This is a genomic window from Enterococcus sp. AMC1251, from assembly GCF_058216535.1.
Map to the genome: position 1 here is coordinate 2,859,636 of NZ_CM177098.1, position 21,039 is coordinate 2,880,674.

Consider the following 21,039-nt stretch of genomic DNA (forward strand, 5'->3'; position numbering starts at 1 on the left):
GTTAAAATGATTGATTTTTATTTAAAATAAGCCAATAATTTTACCATCAGAATCAACATCAATTTTTTCATAAGCTGCTTTTTTAGGTAGTCCAGGCATCGTCATCACTGTTCCTGTATAGACAACAATGAATCCTGCACCTGCAGAAATCTTAATATTACTAATAGTTATCGTAAAATCTTTTGGTCTTCCCAGTTTCGTTTGATCGTCAGAAAGTGAATACTGTGTCTTTGCCATACAAATCGGCAAATGTCCGAAACCAAGTGTTTCAAATTTAGTGATTTCTCTTTCAGCAATTGGTTCATAGCGAACAGCATTTCCACCATAAACCTTTTCTACAATTGCACGAATTTTTTCTTTGATCGGCAGCTCATCTGGATAAGCAAAAGAGAAATGATTTTCTTGTTCTGCCAGGCGAACAACTTCTTTTGCTAATTCTTCTCCACCCGTTCCACCATGCGCCCATACATCTGAAAGAACAACATTCACATTGCGTTTTTGACATTCTTCTTTTATAAGATTCAATTCTGCATCTGTATCTGTTGGAAACTTATTGATGGCAACAACCGTTGGTAAACCAAAAACAGTCGTTGTATTTTCGATATGTTTTAAAAGATTCGGTAACCCTTCTGTTAAAGCTGCCATATTTTCAACATCTAGCTGATCTTTCGACACACCGCCATGCATTTTCAGTGCACGAACAGTTGCTACTACGACAACAGCAGAGGGACGAATGCCTGATTTACGACATTTGATATCGATAAATTTTTCGGCACCTAAATCAGCACCAAAACCACCTTCAGTCACCACATAATCAGCTAACTTTTTGGCAGTATTTGTCGCAATCACACTATTACAACCGTGGGCAATATTGGCAAATGGTCCACCATGAATCAGGGCAGGATTATTTTCTAACGTTTGAACTAAATTAGGTTTGATTGCCTCCTTCAATAAAGCAGTCATTGCGCCGTGGGCATTCAATTCTCTAGCTGTAACTGGCTGATTGTCATACGTATAGCCTATAATGATATTCGCTAAATTTTCTTTTAAGTCTTCAATATCATTAGATAAACATAAAACAGCCATAATTTCCGATGCAACCGTGATTTCAAAACCGTCTTCCCTCGGTACTCCATTAACTCGGGCGCCTATACCATCTACAATATGCCTCAATTGACGATCGTTCATATCTACCGCTCTTTTCCAAGTAATTCGACGATTATCGATTCTTAGTTCATTTCCTTGAAAAATATGATTATCAATAATTGCCGCTAATAGATTATTCGCCGCCCCTATTGCATGAAAATCACCTGTAAAGTGTAAATTGATATCTTCCATGGGCACAACTTGTGCATAGCCACCGCCAGCAGCACCTCCTTTTATCCCGAAAACAGGACCTAAAGAAGGTTCTCTTAAAGCAATAATCGCATCTTTTCCAATTTGATTTAAAGCATCGCCTAATCCAACGACTGTTGTTGTTTTCCCTTCGCCTGCAGGTGTTGGCGTGATTGCCGTGACTAGAATAACTTTACCATCTTTATTCCCTTTTATCTTTTCAACGTCGATTTTTGCTTTGTACTTTCCATATCTTTCAAACTGGTCTTCACCTAAGCCAATTTTTTCTGCTATTGTGCTGATGGGCAACATAGCTGTCTCTTGAGCGATTTCAATATCCGATTTGACCACTTTTTCCCCTCCATTTGATGAAATCTTTTTTACTGAAAAACAAAACATATCTACCTTTTTTTCACCCAAGACATTGCAGTATCAGCATAGACTTTCGCACCTTCGACTAATACTGATTCATCAAAAACAATCGCTGGGTTATGAAGATTAATATTTTCTTCTGTAGCAACCAATAGAACAGTAGTTGTTGGAATCAGTTGACTGATTTCACCAAAATCCTCACTGCCCATTAATGGTGTTGATGTAGGGATAGCAACAATTCGATCAGCTCCAAATGTTTCTGTTAATGAATCTTTGGTAAATGCCGTCAACTCTGGATCATTCACATTCGTTGTACACCCGTTAGTAAAAATCACTTGTGCTTCCGCACGAAACGCTTTAGCAATGTTTTCAGCTATCGCTATCATTCGTTCTTTAAGCTGTGTACGGACATCTTCTTTCAATGTTCGTAACGTGCCTTTCATGACTGCTGTTTCAGGAATAATATTTGAAGCACCAGGAGTTCCACCAGTAAATTCCCCGATCGTTAGAACAAAGCGTTCTTCTGAACCAATTTCTCTCGCCGAAAGTTCTTGTAACGCTGTGTAAATATGAACCGCTGCGTTGATTGGATCAATCGATGTTTCTGGTTGAGATCCGTGCCCGCCTCGACCTTTGACTGTGATCTCGAACCAATCAGCGCTAGCCATAAAAGTTCCTTCTGGTGTTGGTATGATTTGTCCTGCTTTAACTCCTTCAAAAGGGAATACATGAATCATCATACCTGCATCGACTTTAGGATTTTCCAATACATGATTTTTGATACATTCTTTTGACCCTGAAAGAATTTCTTCCCCTGGTTGAAATAATAGTTTTACTTGGCCATCTAATTCATCTTCGAATTCTTTTAAAAGTTTAGCGGCTCCAAGCAACATCGTTGTATGCATATCATGACCGCAAGCATGCATATAACCATTTTCAGATTTAAACGGTAGATTGGTCAATTCTTTAATCGGTAGTGCATCCATATCGCCACGCAATAGGAATGTTTTTCCACTCTTTTTACCAGCGATTACTGTAACACCAGATTCTCCACAAGATTTTGGATCATAACCATATTCTGTGAGTTTTTCTTTTACAAACGCAACTGTATTTGGCAACGCCATTCCAATTTCTGGATTTTGGTGAAGATGTCGTCTAATTTGAATCAGTTCTTTTTCTAAACTATCGGCAACTCTTTTTTGTTCTTCTGTCAGCATTATTTTTTCTCCTTTTCCAAAATTATATAACCAAAACTAACGGATCAAACGCTTCTCTTATTATAGTACCAAACATTTCAGATTATTTGCCATATTTCTGTTAATTTTTTAAGTACTTTTTTCCTCATTTTCTTGCCTCGTTACTCCTATTGCTAAGTACTCTTATTTTCAAACTCATAACGAACGATTGGATATCTGGCTGCTCTTACTTCGTCTACTCGATGAATTTGAGCATGCAATGGATACTCCTGAAAGGCTTCTGGATTTTTATGAGCTACTTCGTAAAGTTTACGATAAACCGAAATCGCTTCATCCATTCGTTCTTTCGACTCTGTTTCAGGAGGTTCTACCATTAGTGCTTCTGGTACAGTCAGCGGGAAATACATAGTCGGCGGATACATGTTATGATCCAAAATTCCTTTCGCTACATCTAAAGCGGTAACACCCGTTTCTTTTTTTAATTTATCTAAACTGATAACAAATTCATGCATACAAGATTCGCCGTAAGGCACTTCAAAGATATCTTTTAATTCATGGAGCATATAATTAGCATTCAACACGGCACTTTTAGAGGCAGACGAAATCCCTTCTGATCCTAAATATAAAATATACGTCAACGCTCGCAAGAATACCGAAAATTGACCATAAAATCCTTTAACCATCCCAATCGAATGTTCCGGCTTAGTAAATGTTATTTGTGTACCTTCTTTGATTGGATAGTAATTAGGTAAAAATGGTTCTAATATAATTTTACAACCAACAGCGCCAGATCCTGGCCCGCCACCCCCGTGAGGCGTAGAGAATGTTTTGTGCAAATTCAAATGAATAATATCAAAGCCCATATCTCCTGGACGAGCAACCCCCATAATGGCATTTAAATTCGCACCATCATAATAATTTAATCCACCAGCATCATGAACGATTTTTGTGATTTCTAAAATATTTTTATCAAAAATCCCTGCTGTGTTAGGATTTGTCAACATCAAGCCCGCCGTATCTTCTCCAACTACGGCTTGTAAGGCCTCAATATCAACACATCCATATTTATCAGAAGGTACATTAACCGTAGTCATGCCAGTCATCGCCACACTTGCAGGATTTGTCCCGTGAGCTGAATCAGGCACGATGATTTTATTTCTTTTCCCCTGACCATTTTTTTCATGATAAGCTTTGATCATCAATAAACTTGTAAACTCGCCATGCGCTCCAGCTGCAGGTTGAAAGGTAATCGCATTCATTCCTGTAATTTCTTTCAGTAACATTTCAGTCAGGGTGAAAACTTCTAATGATCCTTGAACTGTATGTTCTGGTTGCAACGGATGAATGTTTGCAAAAGTCGGATAAGCCGCCATTTCATCGTTAATTTTAGGATTGTATTTCATTGTACATGAACCTAGTGGGTAAAAACCATTGTTGATCCCGAAGGTTGCATTAGCTAATTCAGTATAATGACGGCTGATTTCTGGTTGAGGGAGTGACGGTAGCTGTAATTCTTTTTGCCGTTTCATTTCTTCTGGGAGAGTCGTAGTCGGTACGTCACACGGCGAAATCATTTCATTATAATATCCTTCTACGCTACGTTCAAAAATTAATTTCATTAACTACATACCTCCTTCACCAATTTAACGACTTGATCTATTTGTTCTTTGGTGTTCATTTCTGTGACACACCATAATAACCCGTGCTCTGTAGGATAACCGCCTAAGATATCATATTCTTCCAATTTTGCTAACACAATTTCATTTGTAACGGGAAAACTCGTGACAAACTCATGGAAAAACGGACTGTCACTCTTTCGATTTACACCTTTGATTTTACTTAACTGGTCAGCTAAATAATGTGCTTTACTATAGCATTGTTCTGCTACTTCTTGAATACCACGCGCGCCCATCGTACTCATATACACCGCATTCGTTAAAGCGCAAAGTGCTTGATTCGAACAGATATTAGACGCAGCTTTTTCTCTACGAATATGCTGTTCACGCGCTTGTAAAGTTAACACAAAGGCTCGCTCCCCTGTTTCATCAACTGTCTCTCCTGCGATACGACCTGGCAATTTACGGATTAGTTTATCTTTTGTCGCAATAAAACCAATATATGGTCCGCCAAAAGCTAACGGTAATCCAAACGGTTGTGAATCGCCTACTGCAATATCTGCATTCACTTCACCAGCGGTTTTAAGGATCGTACTCGCCACAGGATTCACACTCATAATAAATTTAGCTTTTGCCTCATGAACCATTTCAGCTATAGCTTCGACAGACTCGATTCCGCCATAATAATTTGGTTGCTGAACGATGAAACAAGCACTTGTATCATCTAGTTTTTCCTGTAAAACAGCTAAATCAGTCAATCCGTCTTTTTCAGGAATCATAACAAATTCGATTTCTCTGGAACTAAAATAAGTCCATGCAGTTTGGATTGTCATAGGATTAGTCGTTTCTGAAATTAAAACTTTTAAGCGTTTTTTCTCTAAACACATATTAATTGCTTCCGCAGCAGCCGTTGCTCCATCATAAACAGACGCATTCGTGGCATCCATCCCTGTGATTTCACAAATCATCGTTTGGTATTCAAAAATGGATTGCAGTAGCCCTTGACTGATTTCAGGTTGATAAGGTGTGTACGATGTCATAAATTCTTCTTTCGCTGAGATCTGTTTAACAATCGCTGGGATATAATGATTATACGCACCCGCACCGCGAAAAATACTTGAGAAGACCTTATTTTTCTGTCCCATTTTTTCCAAAATCCGCCGCACTTCAAACTCAGACTTCCCTGCTGGAATATCAAGTTTTTCTACAATCATTTCTTCTGGAAGCTCTCGATAAAGATCGCTCATATTTTTTAACCCGATTGTTTGTAACATTTCTTGTTGTTGTTGTTCTGTTGATCCAAGATAGTTCCCCATCTATTACGCCTCCTCGGATTCTTCGCAAAATTTCTTATATTCATCCACGCTTAATAAATCTTCGTTTTCTTTTACTCCTTCCACCTCGATTAACCATGATTCTAATGGTGCTGAATTAATTAATTCTGGACTGTCCATCAACTCTTCATTGATAGCTGAAACTTTAGCCGTGATTGGAGAATACGCTTCTGACACCGCTTTGACAGACTCAATATCAGCGAATGATTCACCTTTGGTTATCTCAGAACCTACGTCTGGTAAATCAATAAAAACGATATCTCCTAACTGTTCTTGTGCAAAATCAGAAAGACCGACCCTTACCTTATCCCCATCAAATAGTACCCACTCATGTGATTTTGAGAACTTCATTTCTGTGTTTTTTGTCATAATAAACGACTCCTTCTTTTTTATTATTTTTTTAGAAACGGTATTGTTACAACTTCTGCTGCGATTTTTTTCCCTCTGACTTCAACTTCGATATTAGAACCCAGTATTACAATTCCTTTTTCAACTAAGGCCATTGCACACGCTTTATTAATAAACGGGCACATTGTACCTGAGGTTGTTTGTCCAATCTTCTTTCCATTAAAATAAATATCTGCCTCTTCACGAACGATTCCACGATCTGTCAATTGTAAACCAATTCGAGTGATGGTTGGCTCACCTTTATCTAGAAGTGCTTTTTTACCAATAAAATCTTCTTTTTTCAACTTGACCGCAAAGCTTAGATCTGTTTCAAACGGAGTGATTTTCTCAGTCATTTCATGGCCGTAAAGAGGCATTCCAGCCTCTAGACGTAATGTATCACGAGCGCCTAATCCGCATGGAATAATACCATACTCTTTCCCTGTTTCCAGTAGCAAGTTCCATAATTTGACCCCTTCTTCAGGCTGACAATATAATTCATATCCAAATTCTCCAGTATAACCTGTTCGAGATAAAATGCAGGTCACACCGCCAACATTGGCATTTTCTCTAAAACTATAATATTTTTTAGGAATATCTTCTTCTTTTGTTAATTGTTTAATAATTTCTTTAGCAAATGCTCCTTGCAGTGCAATTTGAACATATTGATCGGACTGATCTGTAAACTTAACTTCACCGAATAAATGCTGTTTCAGCCATGCAATATCTTTTACTCTATTTGCTGCATTGACCACTAATAAGTATTTTTCCTCGTTACATTTATATACTAATAAGTCATCAATCACACCACCATTTTCATTACACATTAATGTATATCTCACACGTCCTACTTCTAAATTGCCAAAATCATTTGTTAATACATACTGCAAATTTGCTAAAGCATCTTTTCCTTCGTAAACAACTTCACCCATATGGGAAACATCAAATACTCCCACTTTATTTCGAACAGCTAAATGTTCTTTGATCACACCTGTATTTTTATATTGAACAGGTAATGTGTAGCCAGCAAATGAAACCATTTTTCCACCAGCTTCAAGATGTGCCTCGTATAAAGGTGTTTTTAAATCCATCGTTTCCACTCCTTTGCCTCTTTGTCTTTTTATTACTTTACTACGACACCTCCAAACTAAAATAACGATATAAAAACAGAGGAGCAGACATCTTAAAAAAATGCCTGCTCCTCTGTACAAAACCTGAGAGATTCGTCTTCTTTATCTCGAAGAGTTGCTCCTTCGGTGCTTTCGCTTTCCAGAGTGATGTCCAATTACGGTCCTTTTACCTGAGATCTTCATAACCAATGCTTTGCGCCATTGGTTATTTATTCCTTCGGTGCTATCACTAGTCTCTCCCGTAATTCTCTTCCATCTAATTTATTTTGTGCCTATATTTATTGAATATCATTGTTGTTCGTTTTTCATTTATAATAGTGAGGTATAGATCTACCCATTCTCACTGTAATTCATGTATAAATTTTCTCATAGACTTTTATTTTTTTCAAAACTCTGAATTATGATTACTTACTTTTTTGAACCAGTAACGTAATGCCTCCTGCAACCATAAAAGAAATTCCTATAAATAAAAATGAACTAAAGAAGGCACCATTAGAGAATTTAATCAAAACGCCTATAATCGTTGGGGCTACAAAACCACCTGAGACACCAATTGCATTGATGGTAGCATATTTTGCAGAAACCTCTTCGGAAGGAAATAGTTTCACTGGAATACTCATCAACGTTGCGAAAGCTAGACTAGCAAATGCCACCGCAAATGTTAATGCCACCATACTCATCAAAAATGTTCCGACAACTGAAACCAAAACGGCAAAAATACCACCGCCGATTGTTGCGAGAAAAACCACATTTTTTTCTTTACCAAGAAAATATTTATTTACCATGACACCACCTAGCACTGCCGCAATCATTGTAAAAAATCCAATAACAGCTGTTACATAAGCTGTTTGAGTCAGAGCCAAGCCATGTGCTTCAACCAGATAAGTTGCCATCCAGCCATTCAATCCATAAAGCGCAGCATTAATAAAAAATGCAGCAAAAATCAAAATCCAGACATTTCGATCCCTTAATACATCTCGAAAAGAAATGGCCTGTTTATTACTTAACTGTTCCTTCACTCCACCAAATTCTTTTGGAATCACAAAATACATTAAAACTGCGATTAATACAACTACCGCTCCTAAAAAATAATAGGTTTTATGCCAACCGACTTGTAGTAAAAGTGGTGCAATCAATAACGGACCTACAATTCCAGCAAAACCAGAAGAGGCAATCATTGTAGATTGAGCAGGACCTCGTTTTTCCATAGGTAATTCTTGAGAAATAAATGTACTTACAGAAGACGGATAACCAGAATGAGCAACAGCTCCTGTCATAAATCGAATCAAAATCAAATACAATAAAGAAAAACCGAAGCCGAATAAAAAAAGAAAAATACCTACCAAAAAAACGGATGCAATCATTACTTTTCTAGTTCCAATTTTACCAGTTAAATACCCAAACGGGATTTGAAAAATCGTATACCCTAGAAAAAAAGCACTCAGCACTAATCCTTTTTGTTGCGGATCAAAGTCTAAATCTTTTGCAATAGTTACCAGTGACATACCAATTGTTGTTTTATCTACATAAATACAGGTATAGCCTAAAAAAATGGCTACCAGCATCCATGTAACATTTCTTGTTTTCTTATTTTCCATACTGTTCCCCCAATAAAAGAAAGCGCTTTCCAACTCTGATTATCCTTAATATTTGTATAAAAGTCAATAACTTAATTCAATTATTTAACATATGGTCAAAATAAATTGATTTTTTTCTTATTTTGAAAATGTTCATTATGGATTTCACTTCTATTCTTTTGTTTCCCTAAAAAAATAGGTCAAGAAAATTTGTTGTATTTTCTCAACTTACTTTTTACTTTGGACTTTTAACGGTTTTTTTCCAGCGTATTGCTTAAACGACCAAACTCTAATAAAGACAGCGTCTCCCCACGACGCGATGGATCAATTTCAGCTTCAGTTAAACTTTCTGTCAACCAAGCTTTTGTTTGGTCATCTTTTCCATAAAAATGAATCAAATTGTTCCACAAAGTTTTTCGGCGTAATTGGAATGAAGCTTTTGTTAATTTGAAAAATTCTTTTTCATTTGTCACTTCAACTGCTGGTTTCTCTCGTTTGATTAGTTTAATGATGGCAGAATCAACGTTTGGCTGCGGAATAAACACTGTTTTCGGTACAATAAACGCGATACTTGCTTCCATAAAGTATTGAACAGCGATTGATAAAGAGCCGTAAGCTTTTGTTCCTGGTTTGGCTGAAATGCGATCTGCGACTTCTTTTTGCATCATGACGATCATTTCTTGTACATCTAAATCAGATTCTAAAAAGTGCATCATAATCGGTGTTGTAATGTAATAAGGTAGATTTGCTACCACTTTGATTGGCAGCTCTTGTTTGAAAATCTCATTCGTTGTACCAACTAAATTTGCTTTTAGCACATCATTATGAACAACCGTAACATTTTTATAGGGACTCATTGTATCTTCCAAAACTGGAATTAGGCGGTCATCGATTTCAAATGCTAACACTTGTGCAGCATTTTTAGCCAATTGTTCTGTTAAAGCACCAATCCCTGGTCCTACTTCTACTACATTGGTTTGAGTGTCGATTCCTGCAGTCTCAACGATTTTCCGTAAGATATTCGGTTCTGTTAAAAAATTTTGGCCTAAACTTTTTTTGAATGAAAAGCCATGTTTCTTCAAAATTTCTTTGGTTCTTGAGGGGGTGGCTATTTCTTTATATTCTGTCAAATTGATTCCTCCGATTTTTCATTAGCTAACACGTTTAATTTATTCATAACTTCTATCAGTTCATTTTCTGTAATGCGGAACATTTTCAAGCGTTTGGTCAGTTGTTTACTATTTGTATAGCCAATACGTAATTCATCGCCTAGTTTTTCACGGCGTTCTTTTGCATGAGCTCCCGCTATTAAACCATATTCGATCAACGTTTGTCTAGGGATTTCTTGGTAATCATCTGATTCATTGACAGGTGTCACAATTTTTTCTAGCGCTTCTAAAATCGCTTCATCACTGGCATGTTCCACGCCTAAACTATTCCCTCTTTTTTTAGGTGCAGCAAGCTGACGTGAAAGAAATGCATGTTTGGCATCAGGAACCACCTGCATGATCGTTTTGCGAATTTTTTCACCTGAGAAATCTGGATCAGTAAAAATGATGACACCACGCGTTTCTTGGGCATGCTCAATTTGTTCTAAAATATCATCATTAATCGCGGAGCCAATCGTCTCGATCGTATCTGCATCAACCACTTCTTGAATTCGTCTAGTATCGTCTTTTCCTTCAACGACAATAATCTCTTCAATTCTCAATTTATCTGTCATTCGGCTAACCTGAATAAGCGATGTGCATTAGTTGTTGTTTGTCTTGCTATTTCTTCAAATGGAACTTCTCGTAGTTCTGCGATTTTTTCTACGACATAGCGAGTATAACCTGGTTCATTACGTTTTCCTCGATACGGTACTGGCGCTAAATACGGTGCATCTGTCTCAACTAGTAGACGATCTAATGGAACGGCTTTTGCTACGTCTTGTACTTCCAGTGCTTTTTTGAACGTCACCACACCGCTTAGAGAAATATGCATGCCCATATCTAAAAATTTCACCATCCACTCAGAATCTCCACTAAAACTGTGCATGATTCCGCCAATATCACGAATATCTTCTTCCTTTAGAATCTTATACGTATCTTCCATCGCATCTCGGGTATGAATGCTGATTGGCAAATTCATTTCTTTGGCAATGGCGATTTGGCGTCTAAACACACGATCTTGAACCTCTTTTGGGTCTTCCATCCAATAATAATCTAACCCGATTTCACCAAGTGCCACGACTTTTGGTGTGGTTAATAATTGCTGCAGATTTTTCTCGATATCGGGTGTGTAGCTGCCCGCTTCTGTTGGATGCCACCCGATAATACTTTGGATTTCTTTATATTGTTGGCTAAGTTCTAGAGACTTTTCGATCGTCAGCATATCAAAACCGACCACTGCCATCTCTGTTACACCTAATTCTTTCGCATGTTCAATTGTTTCAGGAATATCATCATTAAATTGTTCTGCGTTTAAATGGGTATGGGAATCAAAAATCATATTCATTCACTCCTTAAATTAAAAGCTGAATGGGCTCGTTTAGCTCTGACTGAAAAACAGGAAAAATTGATTGAGACGCTTTTTATCTCACTCCATTTTTATCTTTTTTCCGAAGAGCTAGCCCATGAAGCTAGATAGATATTTACGTTAGCTACTACTCCTAATGGACTTCTCTCAGACAATTAGGTCTTCCTTGTCTTCTATACTTTATCACATTTTGACCAAAAGCTGAATGGACAGCACAGATAAATTATCAGCTTCTTATCGTTGCTTTATTCAAAAAAATAACTTATACTAATCGGTCACGGCAATTTATGTCAGGAGGAACTATTATGTCAAATGACCGCACAAAAGAAACCCAACATTTGCAACAGGTTTATAAAGAATTAAGCCAAGCAAAAGACACGTATCAAACCGCTATTGATGACGTCAACACTACAGGAAAATCGGTGCTTGAACAATTTGGCGGCGACACTAAACTAAATTTTGATAGTTACTCAGATAACTTAGAAACGTTTGCCATAATGGAAATGAAAAATCGAGAAATCGATCAGTTAAACATTCAAAATGCAACGGCGGCTAAGCAACTAGAAAAAGTCGAGCGACTACTTAACGTTCCGTATTTTGGAAAAATTGATGTGACGTTTTTAGAGGATGACTCTGATCGTGACGTTTTTTATATCGGCATGAATGACTTTACTAATCTAGATGGCGAATCACGCATCTATGACTGGCGTTCACCGATTGCCTCACTTTTTTACAATAATGTTTTAGGCGACAGTAATTATCAGGTCAATAACAATGAGATTCCTGTTACCTTAAACCTAAAAAGACAACTGATTATTGAAGAGGATCGCTTGATTAACTTTTTTGACACAAGTCTGGCCATTCAAGATGATATTTTACTTCATTCACTAGAAGCCGATTCTTCTCAGTACATGAAAGATATAACAACCACGATCCAACAAGAACAAAATGAGATCATTCGTGACGAACGTCATCCCTTGCTTTTAGTTAATGGAATTGCTGGTAGCGGAAAAACGTCTGCGATCATGCAGCGAATTGCTTATTTGCTTTATAATCATCGGACACAGATTACGGCTGATGATATTTTACTGCTGTCTCCTAATTCGACCTTTATTGATTATATTTCTCAAGTGTTACCAAATTTAGGTGAGCGCAATCCGTTGAATTTAACCTTGTTACAATTTCTTAAATTCACCTTTAGAGAAAAAGCGCCAATCGAAAGTGAGTCAGCTTATTTCAAACGGATCACTGCTGAACAAGTAAATGCTCAACAAAAAGTGATTCAATCACAAGAATTTGTTGCGTTCATTCAAGCGTTCCAAGATTCCTCTCTCATTCAAGAATGTCTATTTCAACCGATTTTATTCAAACGGAAACCGATTTTTTCTGCTGAACTAATCTTTAATTTATATCAAGAAACACCTATGACTTTATCGATCAGAGACAGAATTTCAGCAACAAAAGAAAAACTTTCAAGTTTGTGGAATCGGTACTTGATCAAACAGTCAAAATCTAAACAAATGATCGATCAAATGCAAGACTTGACAGAGGCCGAACAATTGCGCTATTTTGACATAACATTTGCAGAAGAAGATGAGGAACAATTAGCAGAGTTTGCCCTACAACGATTGCAACAAAAATACCGTAAAGTAGTGGATGCGATCGCTGATTTTGCTTGGTTTGATCAATGGTTGCTTTTCAAAGCATTATATCAGCTTTATCAAGAAGATTCGTATGAAAGAATACCCACAGATTACACTGCAGATGAAGTAGTGATTTTGTTATTGCTCAAAGATAAATTTATTGAAGATTTATCGAATCGGCAAATGGCGTTTATTTTAGTGGATGAAGTGCAAGATTACACGGAAGCGCAAATTCTTTTGCTGCTTAAATTATTCCCGCAAGCGAATTTCACTTTAGCTGGCGATGAAAATCAGGCGATCTTTAATACCTCGATTAGTTTTATTGATCTCAAAGAGTTATTATCTGTTTCCAGCCGTTCGGTTACTTCCTATCAATTATTGAATAGTTATCGCTCAAGTAAAGAAATCACTCAGCTCTTTCAAACGTTAGTGACAAATCATGAGAAACTCAAGATTGTTTCGATTCGAAAGGATGGCGAGAAGCCTGCCTTTATTTATTGCGAAGATGAAGAGGTCTATTTAGATACGTTAACTTCACTGTTGGATTCACTAGCACCTGGGGATGATACTGTAGTGATTACAAAAACTGCAATAGAAGCGGAATTATTGAAACAGCAGCTCCTACCAAAAAATAGCGCTATTGATTCTCAAATTCTTTCGATCGATATGGCGAAAGGGCTTGAATTTGATCATGTGATCATCCACGATCCTTCTACAGCGCGTTATGGGGGAACTGAAAGAGAGAAGAAAATTCTCTATACAGCGATTTCTCGGGGGATGAAACAGGTGTTTCTGCCTTATGTTGGAGAGCTTTCTGACTTGTTCAAGGACTAAGTAATAAATACGTACGCAAAACCTTAGAGTAGCAAAATTTATCTACTCTATCTTAACCAATTCTTAAAACATTAGGCTAAAAAAACCGACTTTAGCCCGATGTTTTTTTACCTATTCAGCAGTAAACTTAACTCCAGTCTGATTTTCAATTTGAGAGGAGTGAGTGCTTTTTGAAAAATTTCTTCGAAGAAGCTGACTTTCTAAAATCAACGATCCAAAAAAACGTATCAATTCAAAGAAAACCACAGGTTAATACAATTTGGCATTGGCTGCTGCTCATCCTCTTTGGTTTATTAGCTTATGGTACTATGACACAGCAGTTTCTTCTAATAGCGATCTTTATAATTATCGCAGCGATTGTGAAAGGACCATTGATGCTTTTATGGGGAGCTATTTACTCGGTTCTAATCGCGTTTTTCCCACCATTAGGAATTGTTTTATCTATTTTATTTTTCTTGATAAACCTTGGAACCATGGCTAAAAGTTGGCGTATCTCATTAACCAGCGCTTATTTTTATCTAGTGCCTTTAATCGGTGGAATCCTTCGAACTGTTGTTAAAGATGAGCCTAATTATGTCATTTTGATTTTTGTTGCTTTTAGTATATTAGGCTTGCATTTTTTACTTAATTGGTTGTATAAAAATAACAGTTTGAGTCGAACCTTGACTTGGTCGATCATTAGCGTGCCTTATACGATAATCCTTATGCTTTTACCCACTCGTTTCCGCAGATTTAATGCGAATAAAAAATTTAAATTTTAGTCGATTGATTAATAAAAATAGATTGCCCCCGTTTTCCATAAGAGGCAATCTATTTTTGATCTTAACTTAATCCAATCTCTAAAGAAGACGACGATCTTTGCACTAGTTAAACTTAAGGTTCAGCTAATACAGAGAAAATCGTCTTTCTTATTATTTTTCTAAATTATTCCAGCATTTAACGCTTTATCTAAAGCATCATTTAATTTTTTCATTTGCTCTTCATTAAAAACCTCTTTTGCACCTTCACGCAGTTCTTTTACATTCTCTTCTGTTATAGCGCTTGGGTTTGCTTCGATTTGTTGGATCATTTCATCTAATTGCTCATTCACCAACTTTTGAATCTCTGGATCACCTTTCAAGTCACTGTAATCGATTGAATCATCCGTTAAGTCTGAAACTGAATCTCCTGATTCATCTCCTTTAATCGTCGATAAAATATCATTTAACTCTTCTTGAGGGATGATTTCTTTTTTATTTGGCATTTTGATTTTTCCGTTATCTTTTTGTGGACTAACAGAGATTACCATAGCAATACTCATTTTAGCCTCTTCATCATCCGTCGCAGCTAAGGACATTTCTATGTCAAAGTCCTTTGTTTTCTGATTGATGCTAACTTTAATGTCCATTTTATCTAGATCATTTTTTAAGGACTTGATAGCTTCTTTCATTTCTTTTTGATTGCCTGATTTTTTATAGTCTTTGTCTTCTTTAGAAACTTCATCGATTTTTTTCATCATTTGGATGATTTCTTTTTTAGTAAATGTGTGTGTCACGATATTTTTGTTTTTTGTAAACGTTTTTTTGTTAAAGCTTTCGATTAATTTTTTTATCTCTCTAGCCATTTTAGAATTTTCGGCATTTATAAATGTTTTATTCTTCAATGAAGGTGTCTTCTTGTCAAGTTCTCCAGAAGTAAGCGTATCACCTGCTTCTGCAATATCAATATATTTTCCTTTTAACCTGTTCAAATCGTTTTCGCTAAGTTCAACTGGATAGTTAAATGCATTCGCTAAATCCAGCATCCCTGAAACAAAGCTAGTAGACATATAATAATTATCTTTATTCCCAACAAATTGGAATGGTAATTTTTGACCAAGTAGATTCGCTGTAATGTCCATCTCTATTCTATCTTTTTTGTCATCGATCACATATTTTCCGTCAAGGCTCATATCTTTTAATTGACTTGCAAGCATATTTAAATAAACACCGTCTTCATAACCAGTGTACATCAAATCTTTGATCTTCACCTTAAAACTTGCGGCTTTGTATTCTTCGCCTTTTGAACTAAATAACTCCTTTGTAAAATCTTTTCTTGGATCCGCCCCACAAGCTGCTAATAAAAAAATTACGACTCCTGTAATTATCCCCAATAGATACTTTCTCATTTTCATACAATATTCTCCTTGGTATTAACCCATTTTTTAGTTCTAATATTAATAATACATAAAAATATATTCTTCACATAAATCTTCATATTTTCTTTAAAACAACCAAAGTGTTTATCTAGTACAAACTTAGACAAACACTTTGGCGACTTCTTATTTTTTTGTTGCTTCAATTACGCAATGACTGCTCCATTTGGCATGTCTTTTGGTGCATCGATGATTTGCAATTTGCCTTCTGGCGATTCAGCGGAAAGAATCATTCCTTGACTGATCTGTCCACGCATTTTTCTTGGTTTCAAATTCGCTACGATCACGACTTTTTTACCTATCAAAGCACTTGGATCTGGATAAAATTCTGCCACACCTGAAAGAATTTGACGATCTTGTTCGTCTCCGGCAGCTAAGCGGAATTGTAGTAATTTATCTGCCCCTTTGACTTTTTTACAATCAATGACTTCCGCTACTTTTAATTCTACTTTATCAAAATCTTCATACTTGATTTCTTTTTCTTTTGTCGAAATAAGTTCTGTTTCTTCAGGGTTCCATTTGATTTCTTCTGTTGTTGTTTGAGTATTTTGGGCCATTTTCTTTTGAATATACAGAACTTCTGTATCAATCTCCAAACGCGGGAAGATTGGGGTTCCTTTCGCGACAACTTTGATTTCTGTTGGAAACTCACCAAAATGGATAGCTTCCATATTCATTGTTTCAGGATCTAAACCTAATTGTTCGAAGATTTTTTTGGGTGTCTCAGTCATCACAGGTTGTAAAAGTATCGCTACGATACGCAAACTTTCAGCTAAGTGGACCATCACACTGTCTAATTCATTTTTCTTCTCTTCATCTTTGGCTAAAACCCATGGTTGTGTTTCATCGATATATTTATTGGCACGTGAAATCAAGGTCCAAACTTCAGCAATTGCCATGTTGAATTCCATTTTTTCCATTGCTTCATGATATTTACCAATTACATTTGCAGCAGTTGTTGATAATTCGCTGTCAAAGGGGGTAACTTTTGACGCGTATGTCGGAACATGACCTTCACAATATTTATTGATCATAGCAATTGTACGGTTCAACAAGTTACCTAAATCATTTGCCAAATCATAGTTTAAACGGGAAACAAAATCTTCTGGTGTAAAGACACCGTCACTGCCAAAAGGAATCGCGCGCAATAAATAATAACGCAAAGCATCTAAGCCATAGCGATCAACTAATATTTCTGGATAAACGACATTTCCTTTAGATTTAGACATTTTGCCGTCTTTCATCAATAGCCAACCATGACCGAAAATTTTCTTCGGTAAAGGTAACTCTAATGCCATCAACATAATTGGCCAATAAATCGTATGGAAACGGACAATTTCTTTTCCAACCATATGAACATCAGCTGGCCAATATTTTTGGAATAGGCTGTCATCTTCTGATCCATAGCCCAGAGCTGTGATATAGTTTGACAACGCATCGATCCAAACGTAAACCACATGTTTTGGATCATTAGACAATGGAATGCCCCATGAAAATGTCGTACGTGATACAGCTAAGTCTTCCAAACCTGGTTTGATGAAATTATTGATCATTTCATTTTTACGTGATTCAGGTTGAATGAATTCTGGATGTTCATTGTAGTAATCCAATAAACGATCTGCATATTTACTCATGCGGAAGAAATAAGATTCTTCTTTGACCAATTCAACTTCATGACCGCTTGGTGCTTTACCACCAATTACTTTACCCTCTTCATCACGGTAGACTTCTGCTAATTGCGTTTCGGTAAAGTACTCTTCATCTGAAACTGAATACCAGCCTTCGTATTCACCAAGGTAGATATCGCCTTGCTCTAACAAATGATCAAAGATTTGCTGAACAGCTTTTTTATGGTAATCATCTGTTGTACGGATGAATTTATCATAGCTGATATCAAGCGTTTTCCATAATTTTTGAACATCTGCCGCCATTTTATCAACATATTCTTTTGGTGTAACGCCTAATTCTGAGGCTTTATTTTCTATTTTTTGTCCATGCTCATCCACACCTGTTAAGTAAAATACGTCATAGCCCATCAAGCGTTTGTAACGGGCCATCGCATCGCAGGCAATTGTCGTATATGAATTGCCGATATGTAGTTGTCCGCTTGGATAATAAATCGGGGTGGTGATATAAAATGTTTCTTTTTCTGACATGTAGAAACATCCTCCTTCTAGCATTCTCTTGAATTTACTCCTAAATAGTATACCATACTTGGCTTTATTGAACTAGAATTCCTTGTATTTTCTCTATATAACAAAATTCCACCAGCTTCATCTTAGAAAAAACTGGTAGAAACTTCGAATTAACCTTTCGTTTAAGCTCTGATAACACCATCTTGTGTAGCCGCTTCAGCGACTTCTCGAATGATAACATCCACTAACTTTTTGTTGAAAGATGATGGAATAATATACTCACTTGTAAGCTCAGAATCTGGAATGATTTCGGCAATTGCTTTTGCTGCAGCCAATTTCATATTCTCAGTAATTTTCGTTGCACTAGCGACAAAAGCCCCTTTAAACAAACCAGGAAAAGCTAAAACATTATTGATTTGATTTGGATGATCTGAACGACCCGTTCCAACGACTGCTGCACCTGCATCGATTGCATCTTGATAGTCGATTTCTGATTCAGGATTTGCCATTGGAAACACGATAGCTCCAGAATTCATTGATGAAACCATTTCTTTTGAAACGATTTTAGGTGCTGAAACACCGATAAAAACGTCTGCCCCAACCATTGCTTCTTCTAAAGAACCATTGAAGTTTTCTTGATTAGTAATTTCTACAATTTCTTTTTCCAAAAAATTCATTGGTCTGTCCATTGTTTTAGATAATGCGCCATCGATGTTAAATGCGATGACGTTCTTCACACCAAAATGATGCAGCATTTTTAAGATCGCACTCCCTGCTGCACCGGTTCCTGAGACAACAACTTTGATCTCATCGACTTTTTTATGGACGATTTTCAATGCATTGATCAATGCGGCAATCGTGACGATGGCTGTTCCATGTTGGTCATCATGAAACACTGGTATGTCCAGCTCTTCAATCAACGTACGCTCAATTTCGACACAGCGAGGCGCAGAAATATCTTCTAAATTGATTCCACCAAATGTGGGAGCCATCGCTTTGATGATATTAATGATTTCTTTTGGATCTTTCGTATCTAAACAAATTGGTATTGCATCGATTCCAGCAAATTCTTTAAACAATAATGCCTTACCTTCCATAACGGGTAATGCTGCTTTTGGACCAATATCACCTAGACCAAGAACTGCTGTGCCATCTGTCACAACGGCAACGGTATTTCCCTTCCAAGTATAATCGTAAACTGAATTCGGATTTTCATGGATTTTTCTACAAGGTGCCGCAACGCCTGGTGTATAAGCTAAAGACAAATCTTCTTTTGTATTTACCTCAACTTTTGAATGAATAGCAATTTTCCCTCGCCATTGCGCGTGTGCTTTTAATGCTTCTTCATAAATATCTGCCATATTATTCCCATTCCTTTCCAATCCAAGTTAATCTTATTTATTTCCCTAACATTTGCTCTGGTTTGACCCACCGCTCATATTCTTCTTCTGTCACTAAGCCTGAAGTTAAAGCCGCCTGCTTTAGCGTTGTATTTTCTTCGAACGCTTTTTTAGCAATCTTCGCACCATTGTCATAGCCAATATAAGGATTTAATGCTGTTACAAGCATCAATGACTGATCAACATATTGCTTCATTTTTTCCTGATTTGCTTTAATTCCGCTCAAACAATTTTTATCAAAAGAACGCAGTCCATCCGTCAGCAACTCAATGCTTTGGATCAAATTATAGGCAATCACCGGCATATACACATTTAATTCAAAATTTCCTTGTGATGCGCCAATTCCGATTGTTGTATCATTTCCCATGACCTGTATAGCAATCATAGTCATAGCTTCACATTGTGTCGGGTTTATTTTCCCTGGCATAATAGAACTGCCCGGTTCATTAGCAGGAATCGTGATCTCCCCTAAACCACTCCGCGGACCACTTGCCATCCAACGAATATCGTTTGCTATTTTCATTCCATTTGCCGCTAACGCTTTTAACGCTCCAGAAGTAAAAACAATCGCATCTTTATTTGCTAATGCATGGAATTTATTTGGATCTTCTGAAAATTGATTATTACAGTCTTCATTCAAATACTCAAAGAAAAAGTCGACATATTCTTTCGAAGCATTCAGTCCAGTTCCCACAGCTGTACCGCCGAGTGCCAATTTTTTCAACCCTTTTACGGTCGACTCCAACATTTCATAATTATGTTCCAACCCAAAACGCCAACCGCTGATTTCTTGCGCAAACGTCACTGGTGTTGCATCTTGTAAATGAGTTCTACCAACTTTCACAATCTTCTCATTCTCTTTTTCAAGCCTTTGAAAAGTTTGAATCATTTGTTTTATCACAGGAAATAACTGCTGTTCAATCAACTGTACTGCTGCCAGATGAATGGCAGTCGGGAAAACATCATTTGAGCTTTGTGACCTATTAACATGATCGTTTGGGTGAACCATCACACCCATTTCAACTGCCAAATGAGCAATGACTTCGTTAACATTCATATTCGTTTGTGTTCCGCTACCTGTTTGCCATAATGACAACGGAAAATGATCATTGACCTCTCCCATAATGATTTTATCTGCTGCATTTTGAATCGCTTGGCTAATCGTTGCTTCTAATTTCCCAGTTGCTTCATTAGCTTTTGCAGCACTCTTTTTCACAAGTGCCAGTGCTTGAATCAGAGCCATAGGCATTTTTTCTATACCGATATTGAAATTTTTTCGGCTGCGTTCAGTCTGTGCTCCCCAAAGTGCTTTTTTAGGGACTTGAACCTCTCCCATAGAATCTTGTTCGATACGATATGACATTCTTTTGATCCTCACTTTTTCTTCATT

General features: G+C 36.9%; 16 protein-coding genes and 1 riboswitch. Of the genes, 2 read left to right on the plus strand and 14 right to left on the minus strand.

Annotated elements, in window-relative coordinates; translation table 11 throughout:
- Positions 1-21: 21 nt before the first annotated feature.
- The 10 genes from AC4BBR_RS13520 to AC4BBR_RS13565 form a co-directional block, all read right to left on the minus strand.
- Positions 22-1,686 carry a formate--tetrahydrofolate ligase gene (locus tag AC4BBR_RS13520; RefSeq protein ID WP_490460028.1) on the minus strand — a complete coding sequence of 555 codons (1,665 nt, stop codon included), beginning with the start codon at positions 1,684-1,686 and terminating at the stop codon, positions 22-24.
- A gap of 50 nt (positions 1,687-1,736) precedes the next feature.
- Positions 1,737-2,924, minus strand: coding sequence for a M20 metallopeptidase family protein (locus AC4BBR_RS13525; RefSeq protein ID WP_490460029.1), 1,188 nt, complete (start codon positions 2,922-2,924; stop codon positions 1,737-1,739).
- A gap of 152 nt (positions 2,925-3,076) precedes the next feature.
- Positions 3,077-4,522, minus strand: a complete 1,446-nt coding sequence (gene gcvPB, locus AC4BBR_RS13530; protein ID WP_490460030.1) for an aminomethyl-transferring glycine dehydrogenase subunit GcvPB — start codon at positions 4,520-4,522, stop codon at positions 3,077-3,079.
- Positions 4,522-5,835: an aminomethyl-transferring glycine dehydrogenase subunit GcvPA gene (gene gcvPA / locus AC4BBR_RS13535; RefSeq protein WP_490460031.1), complete on the minus strand. Its 1,314-nt coding sequence runs from the start codon at positions 5,833-5,835 to the stop codon at positions 4,522-4,524. The genes gcvPB and gcvPA overlap by 1 nt, the downstream gene beginning before the upstream one ends.
- A gap of 3 nt (positions 5,836-5,838) precedes the next feature.
- Positions 5,839-6,222 carry a glycine cleavage system protein GcvH gene (gene gcvH, locus AC4BBR_RS13540; RefSeq protein ID WP_490460032.1) on the minus strand — a complete coding sequence of 128 codons (384 nt, stop codon included), beginning with the start codon at positions 6,220-6,222 and terminating at the stop codon, positions 5,839-5,841.
- Positions 6,223-6,245: 23 nt separating this feature from the next.
- Positions 6,246-7,331 (minus strand): glycine cleavage system aminomethyltransferase GcvT, encoded by a 1,086-nt coding sequence (gene gcvT / locus AC4BBR_RS13545; RefSeq protein WP_490460033.1) that lies wholly within the window; start codon positions 7,329-7,331, stop codon positions 6,246-6,248.
- A gap of 187 nt (positions 7,332-7,518) precedes the next feature.
- Positions 7,519-7,622, minus strand: a riboswitch (glycine riboswitch).
- A 152-nt stretch (positions 7,623-7,774) separates the two neighbouring features.
- Positions 7,775-8,968, minus strand: coding sequence for an MFS transporter (locus tag AC4BBR_RS13550; RefSeq protein WP_490460034.1), 1,194 nt, complete (start codon positions 8,966-8,968; stop codon positions 7,775-7,777).
- A 227-nt stretch (positions 8,969-9,195) separates the two neighbouring features.
- Positions 9,196-10,077: a 16S rRNA (adenine(1518)-N(6)/adenine(1519)-N(6))-dimethyltransferase RsmA gene (gene rsmA, locus AC4BBR_RS13555; RefSeq protein ID WP_490460035.1), complete on the minus strand. Its 882-nt coding sequence runs from the start codon at positions 10,075-10,077 to the stop codon at positions 9,196-9,198.
- Positions 10,074-10,670, minus strand: a complete 597-nt coding sequence (gene rnmV / locus AC4BBR_RS13560; RefSeq protein WP_490460036.1) for a ribonuclease M5 — start codon at positions 10,668-10,670, stop codon at positions 10,074-10,076. The genes rsmA and rnmV overlap by 4 nt, the downstream gene beginning before the upstream one ends.
- Positions 10,667-11,437 (minus strand): TatD family hydrolase, encoded by a 771-nt coding sequence (locus AC4BBR_RS13565; protein WP_490460037.1) that lies wholly within the window; start codon positions 11,435-11,437, stop codon positions 10,667-10,669. Before AC4BBR_RS13565 ends, rnmV begins: the two co-directional genes overlap by 4 nt.
- Positions 11,438-11,769: 332 nt before the next feature.
- Here AC4BBR_RS13565 and AC4BBR_RS13570 point away from each other — a divergent pair, with 332 nt between their 5' ends.
- Both AC4BBR_RS13570 and AC4BBR_RS13575 read left to right on the plus strand, forming a co-directional pair.
- On the plus strand, positions 11,770-13,941 hold the full coding sequence (locus AC4BBR_RS13570) for a HelD family protein (RefSeq protein WP_490460038.1): 2,172 nt from the start codon (positions 11,770-11,772) through the stop codon (positions 13,939-13,941).
- A 170-nt stretch (positions 13,942-14,111) separates the two neighbouring features.
- Positions 14,112-14,702 (plus strand): hypothetical protein, encoded by a 591-nt coding sequence (locus AC4BBR_RS13575; protein WP_490460039.1) that lies wholly within the window; start codon positions 14,112-14,114, stop codon positions 14,700-14,702.
- A gap of 158 nt (positions 14,703-14,860) precedes the next feature.
- Here AC4BBR_RS13575 and AC4BBR_RS13580 read toward each other — a convergent pair whose 3' ends face one another.
- The 4 genes from AC4BBR_RS13580 to fumC form a co-directional block, all read right to left on the minus strand.
- Complete coding sequence (locus tag AC4BBR_RS13580) at positions 14,861-16,093, minus strand: hypothetical protein (RefSeq protein ID WP_490460040.1); 1,233 nt, start codon at positions 16,091-16,093, stop codon at positions 14,861-14,863.
- Positions 16,094-16,260: 167 nt separating this feature from the next.
- On the minus strand, positions 16,261-18,270 hold the full coding sequence (gene metG / locus AC4BBR_RS13585; RefSeq protein ID WP_490460041.1) for a methionine--tRNA ligase: 2,010 nt from the start codon (positions 18,268-18,270) through the stop codon (positions 16,261-16,263).
- A 161-nt stretch (positions 18,271-18,431) separates the two neighbouring features.
- Positions 18,432-19,610 carry an NAD(P)-dependent malic enzyme gene (locus AC4BBR_RS13590; protein WP_490460042.1) on the minus strand — a complete coding sequence of 393 codons (1,179 nt, stop codon included), beginning with the start codon at positions 19,608-19,610 and terminating at the stop codon, positions 18,432-18,434.
- Between the two features lie 37 nt (positions 19,611-19,647).
- Positions 19,648-21,012 (minus strand): class II fumarate hydratase, encoded by a 1,365-nt coding sequence (gene fumC / locus AC4BBR_RS13595; RefSeq protein ID WP_490460043.1) that lies wholly within the window; start codon positions 21,010-21,012, stop codon positions 19,648-19,650.
- Between the last annotated feature and the right edge of the window lie 27 nt (positions 21,013-21,039).

Coding starts and splice junctions, on each gene's coding strand:
- rnmV (WP_490460036.1), bottom strand. CDS start 10,670: ATGACAGATAAATTGAGAATTGAAGAGATTATTGTCGTTGAAGGAAAA.
- AC4BBR_RS13525 (WP_490460029.1), bottom strand. CDS start 2,924: ATGCTGACAGAAGAACAAAAAAGAGTTGCCGATAGTTTAGAAAAAGAA.
- AC4BBR_RS13570 (WP_490460038.1), top strand. CDS start 11,770: ATGTCAAATGACCGCACAAAAGAAACCCAACATTTGCAACAGGTTTAT.
- gcvPA (WP_490460031.1), bottom strand. CDS start 5,835: ATGGGGAACTATCTTGGATCAACAGAACAACAACAACAAGAAATGTTA.
- gcvPB (WP_490460030.1), bottom strand. CDS start 4,522: ATGAAATTAATTTTTGAACGTAGCGTAGAAGGATATTATAATGAAATG.
- fumC (WP_490460043.1), bottom strand. CDS start 21,012: ATGTCATATCGTATCGAACAAGATTCTATGGGAGAGGTTCAAGTCCCT.
- AC4BBR_RS13565 (WP_490460037.1), bottom strand. CDS start 11,437: ATGATTTTTGATTCCCATACCCATTTAAACGCAGAACAATTTAATGAT.
- AC4BBR_RS13550 (WP_490460034.1), bottom strand. CDS start 8,968: ATGGAAAATAAGAAAACAAGAAATGTTACATGGATGCTGGTAGCCATT.
- gcvT (WP_490460033.1), bottom strand. CDS start 7,331: ATGGATTTAAAAACACCTTTATACGAGGCACATCTTGAAGCTGGTGGA.
- AC4BBR_RS13580 (WP_490460040.1), bottom strand. CDS start 16,093: ATGAAAATGAGAAAGTATCTATTGGGGATAATTACAGGAGTCGTAATT.
- gcvH (WP_490460032.1), bottom strand. CDS start 6,222: ATGACAAAAAACACAGAAATGAAGTTCTCAAAATCACATGAGTGGGTA.
- AC4BBR_RS13590 (WP_490460042.1), bottom strand. CDS start 19,610: ATGGCAGATATTTATGAAGAAGCATTAAAAGCACACGCGCAATGGCGA.
- metG (WP_490460041.1), bottom strand. CDS start 18,270: ATGTCAGAAAAAGAAACATTTTATATCACCACCCCGATTTATTATCCA.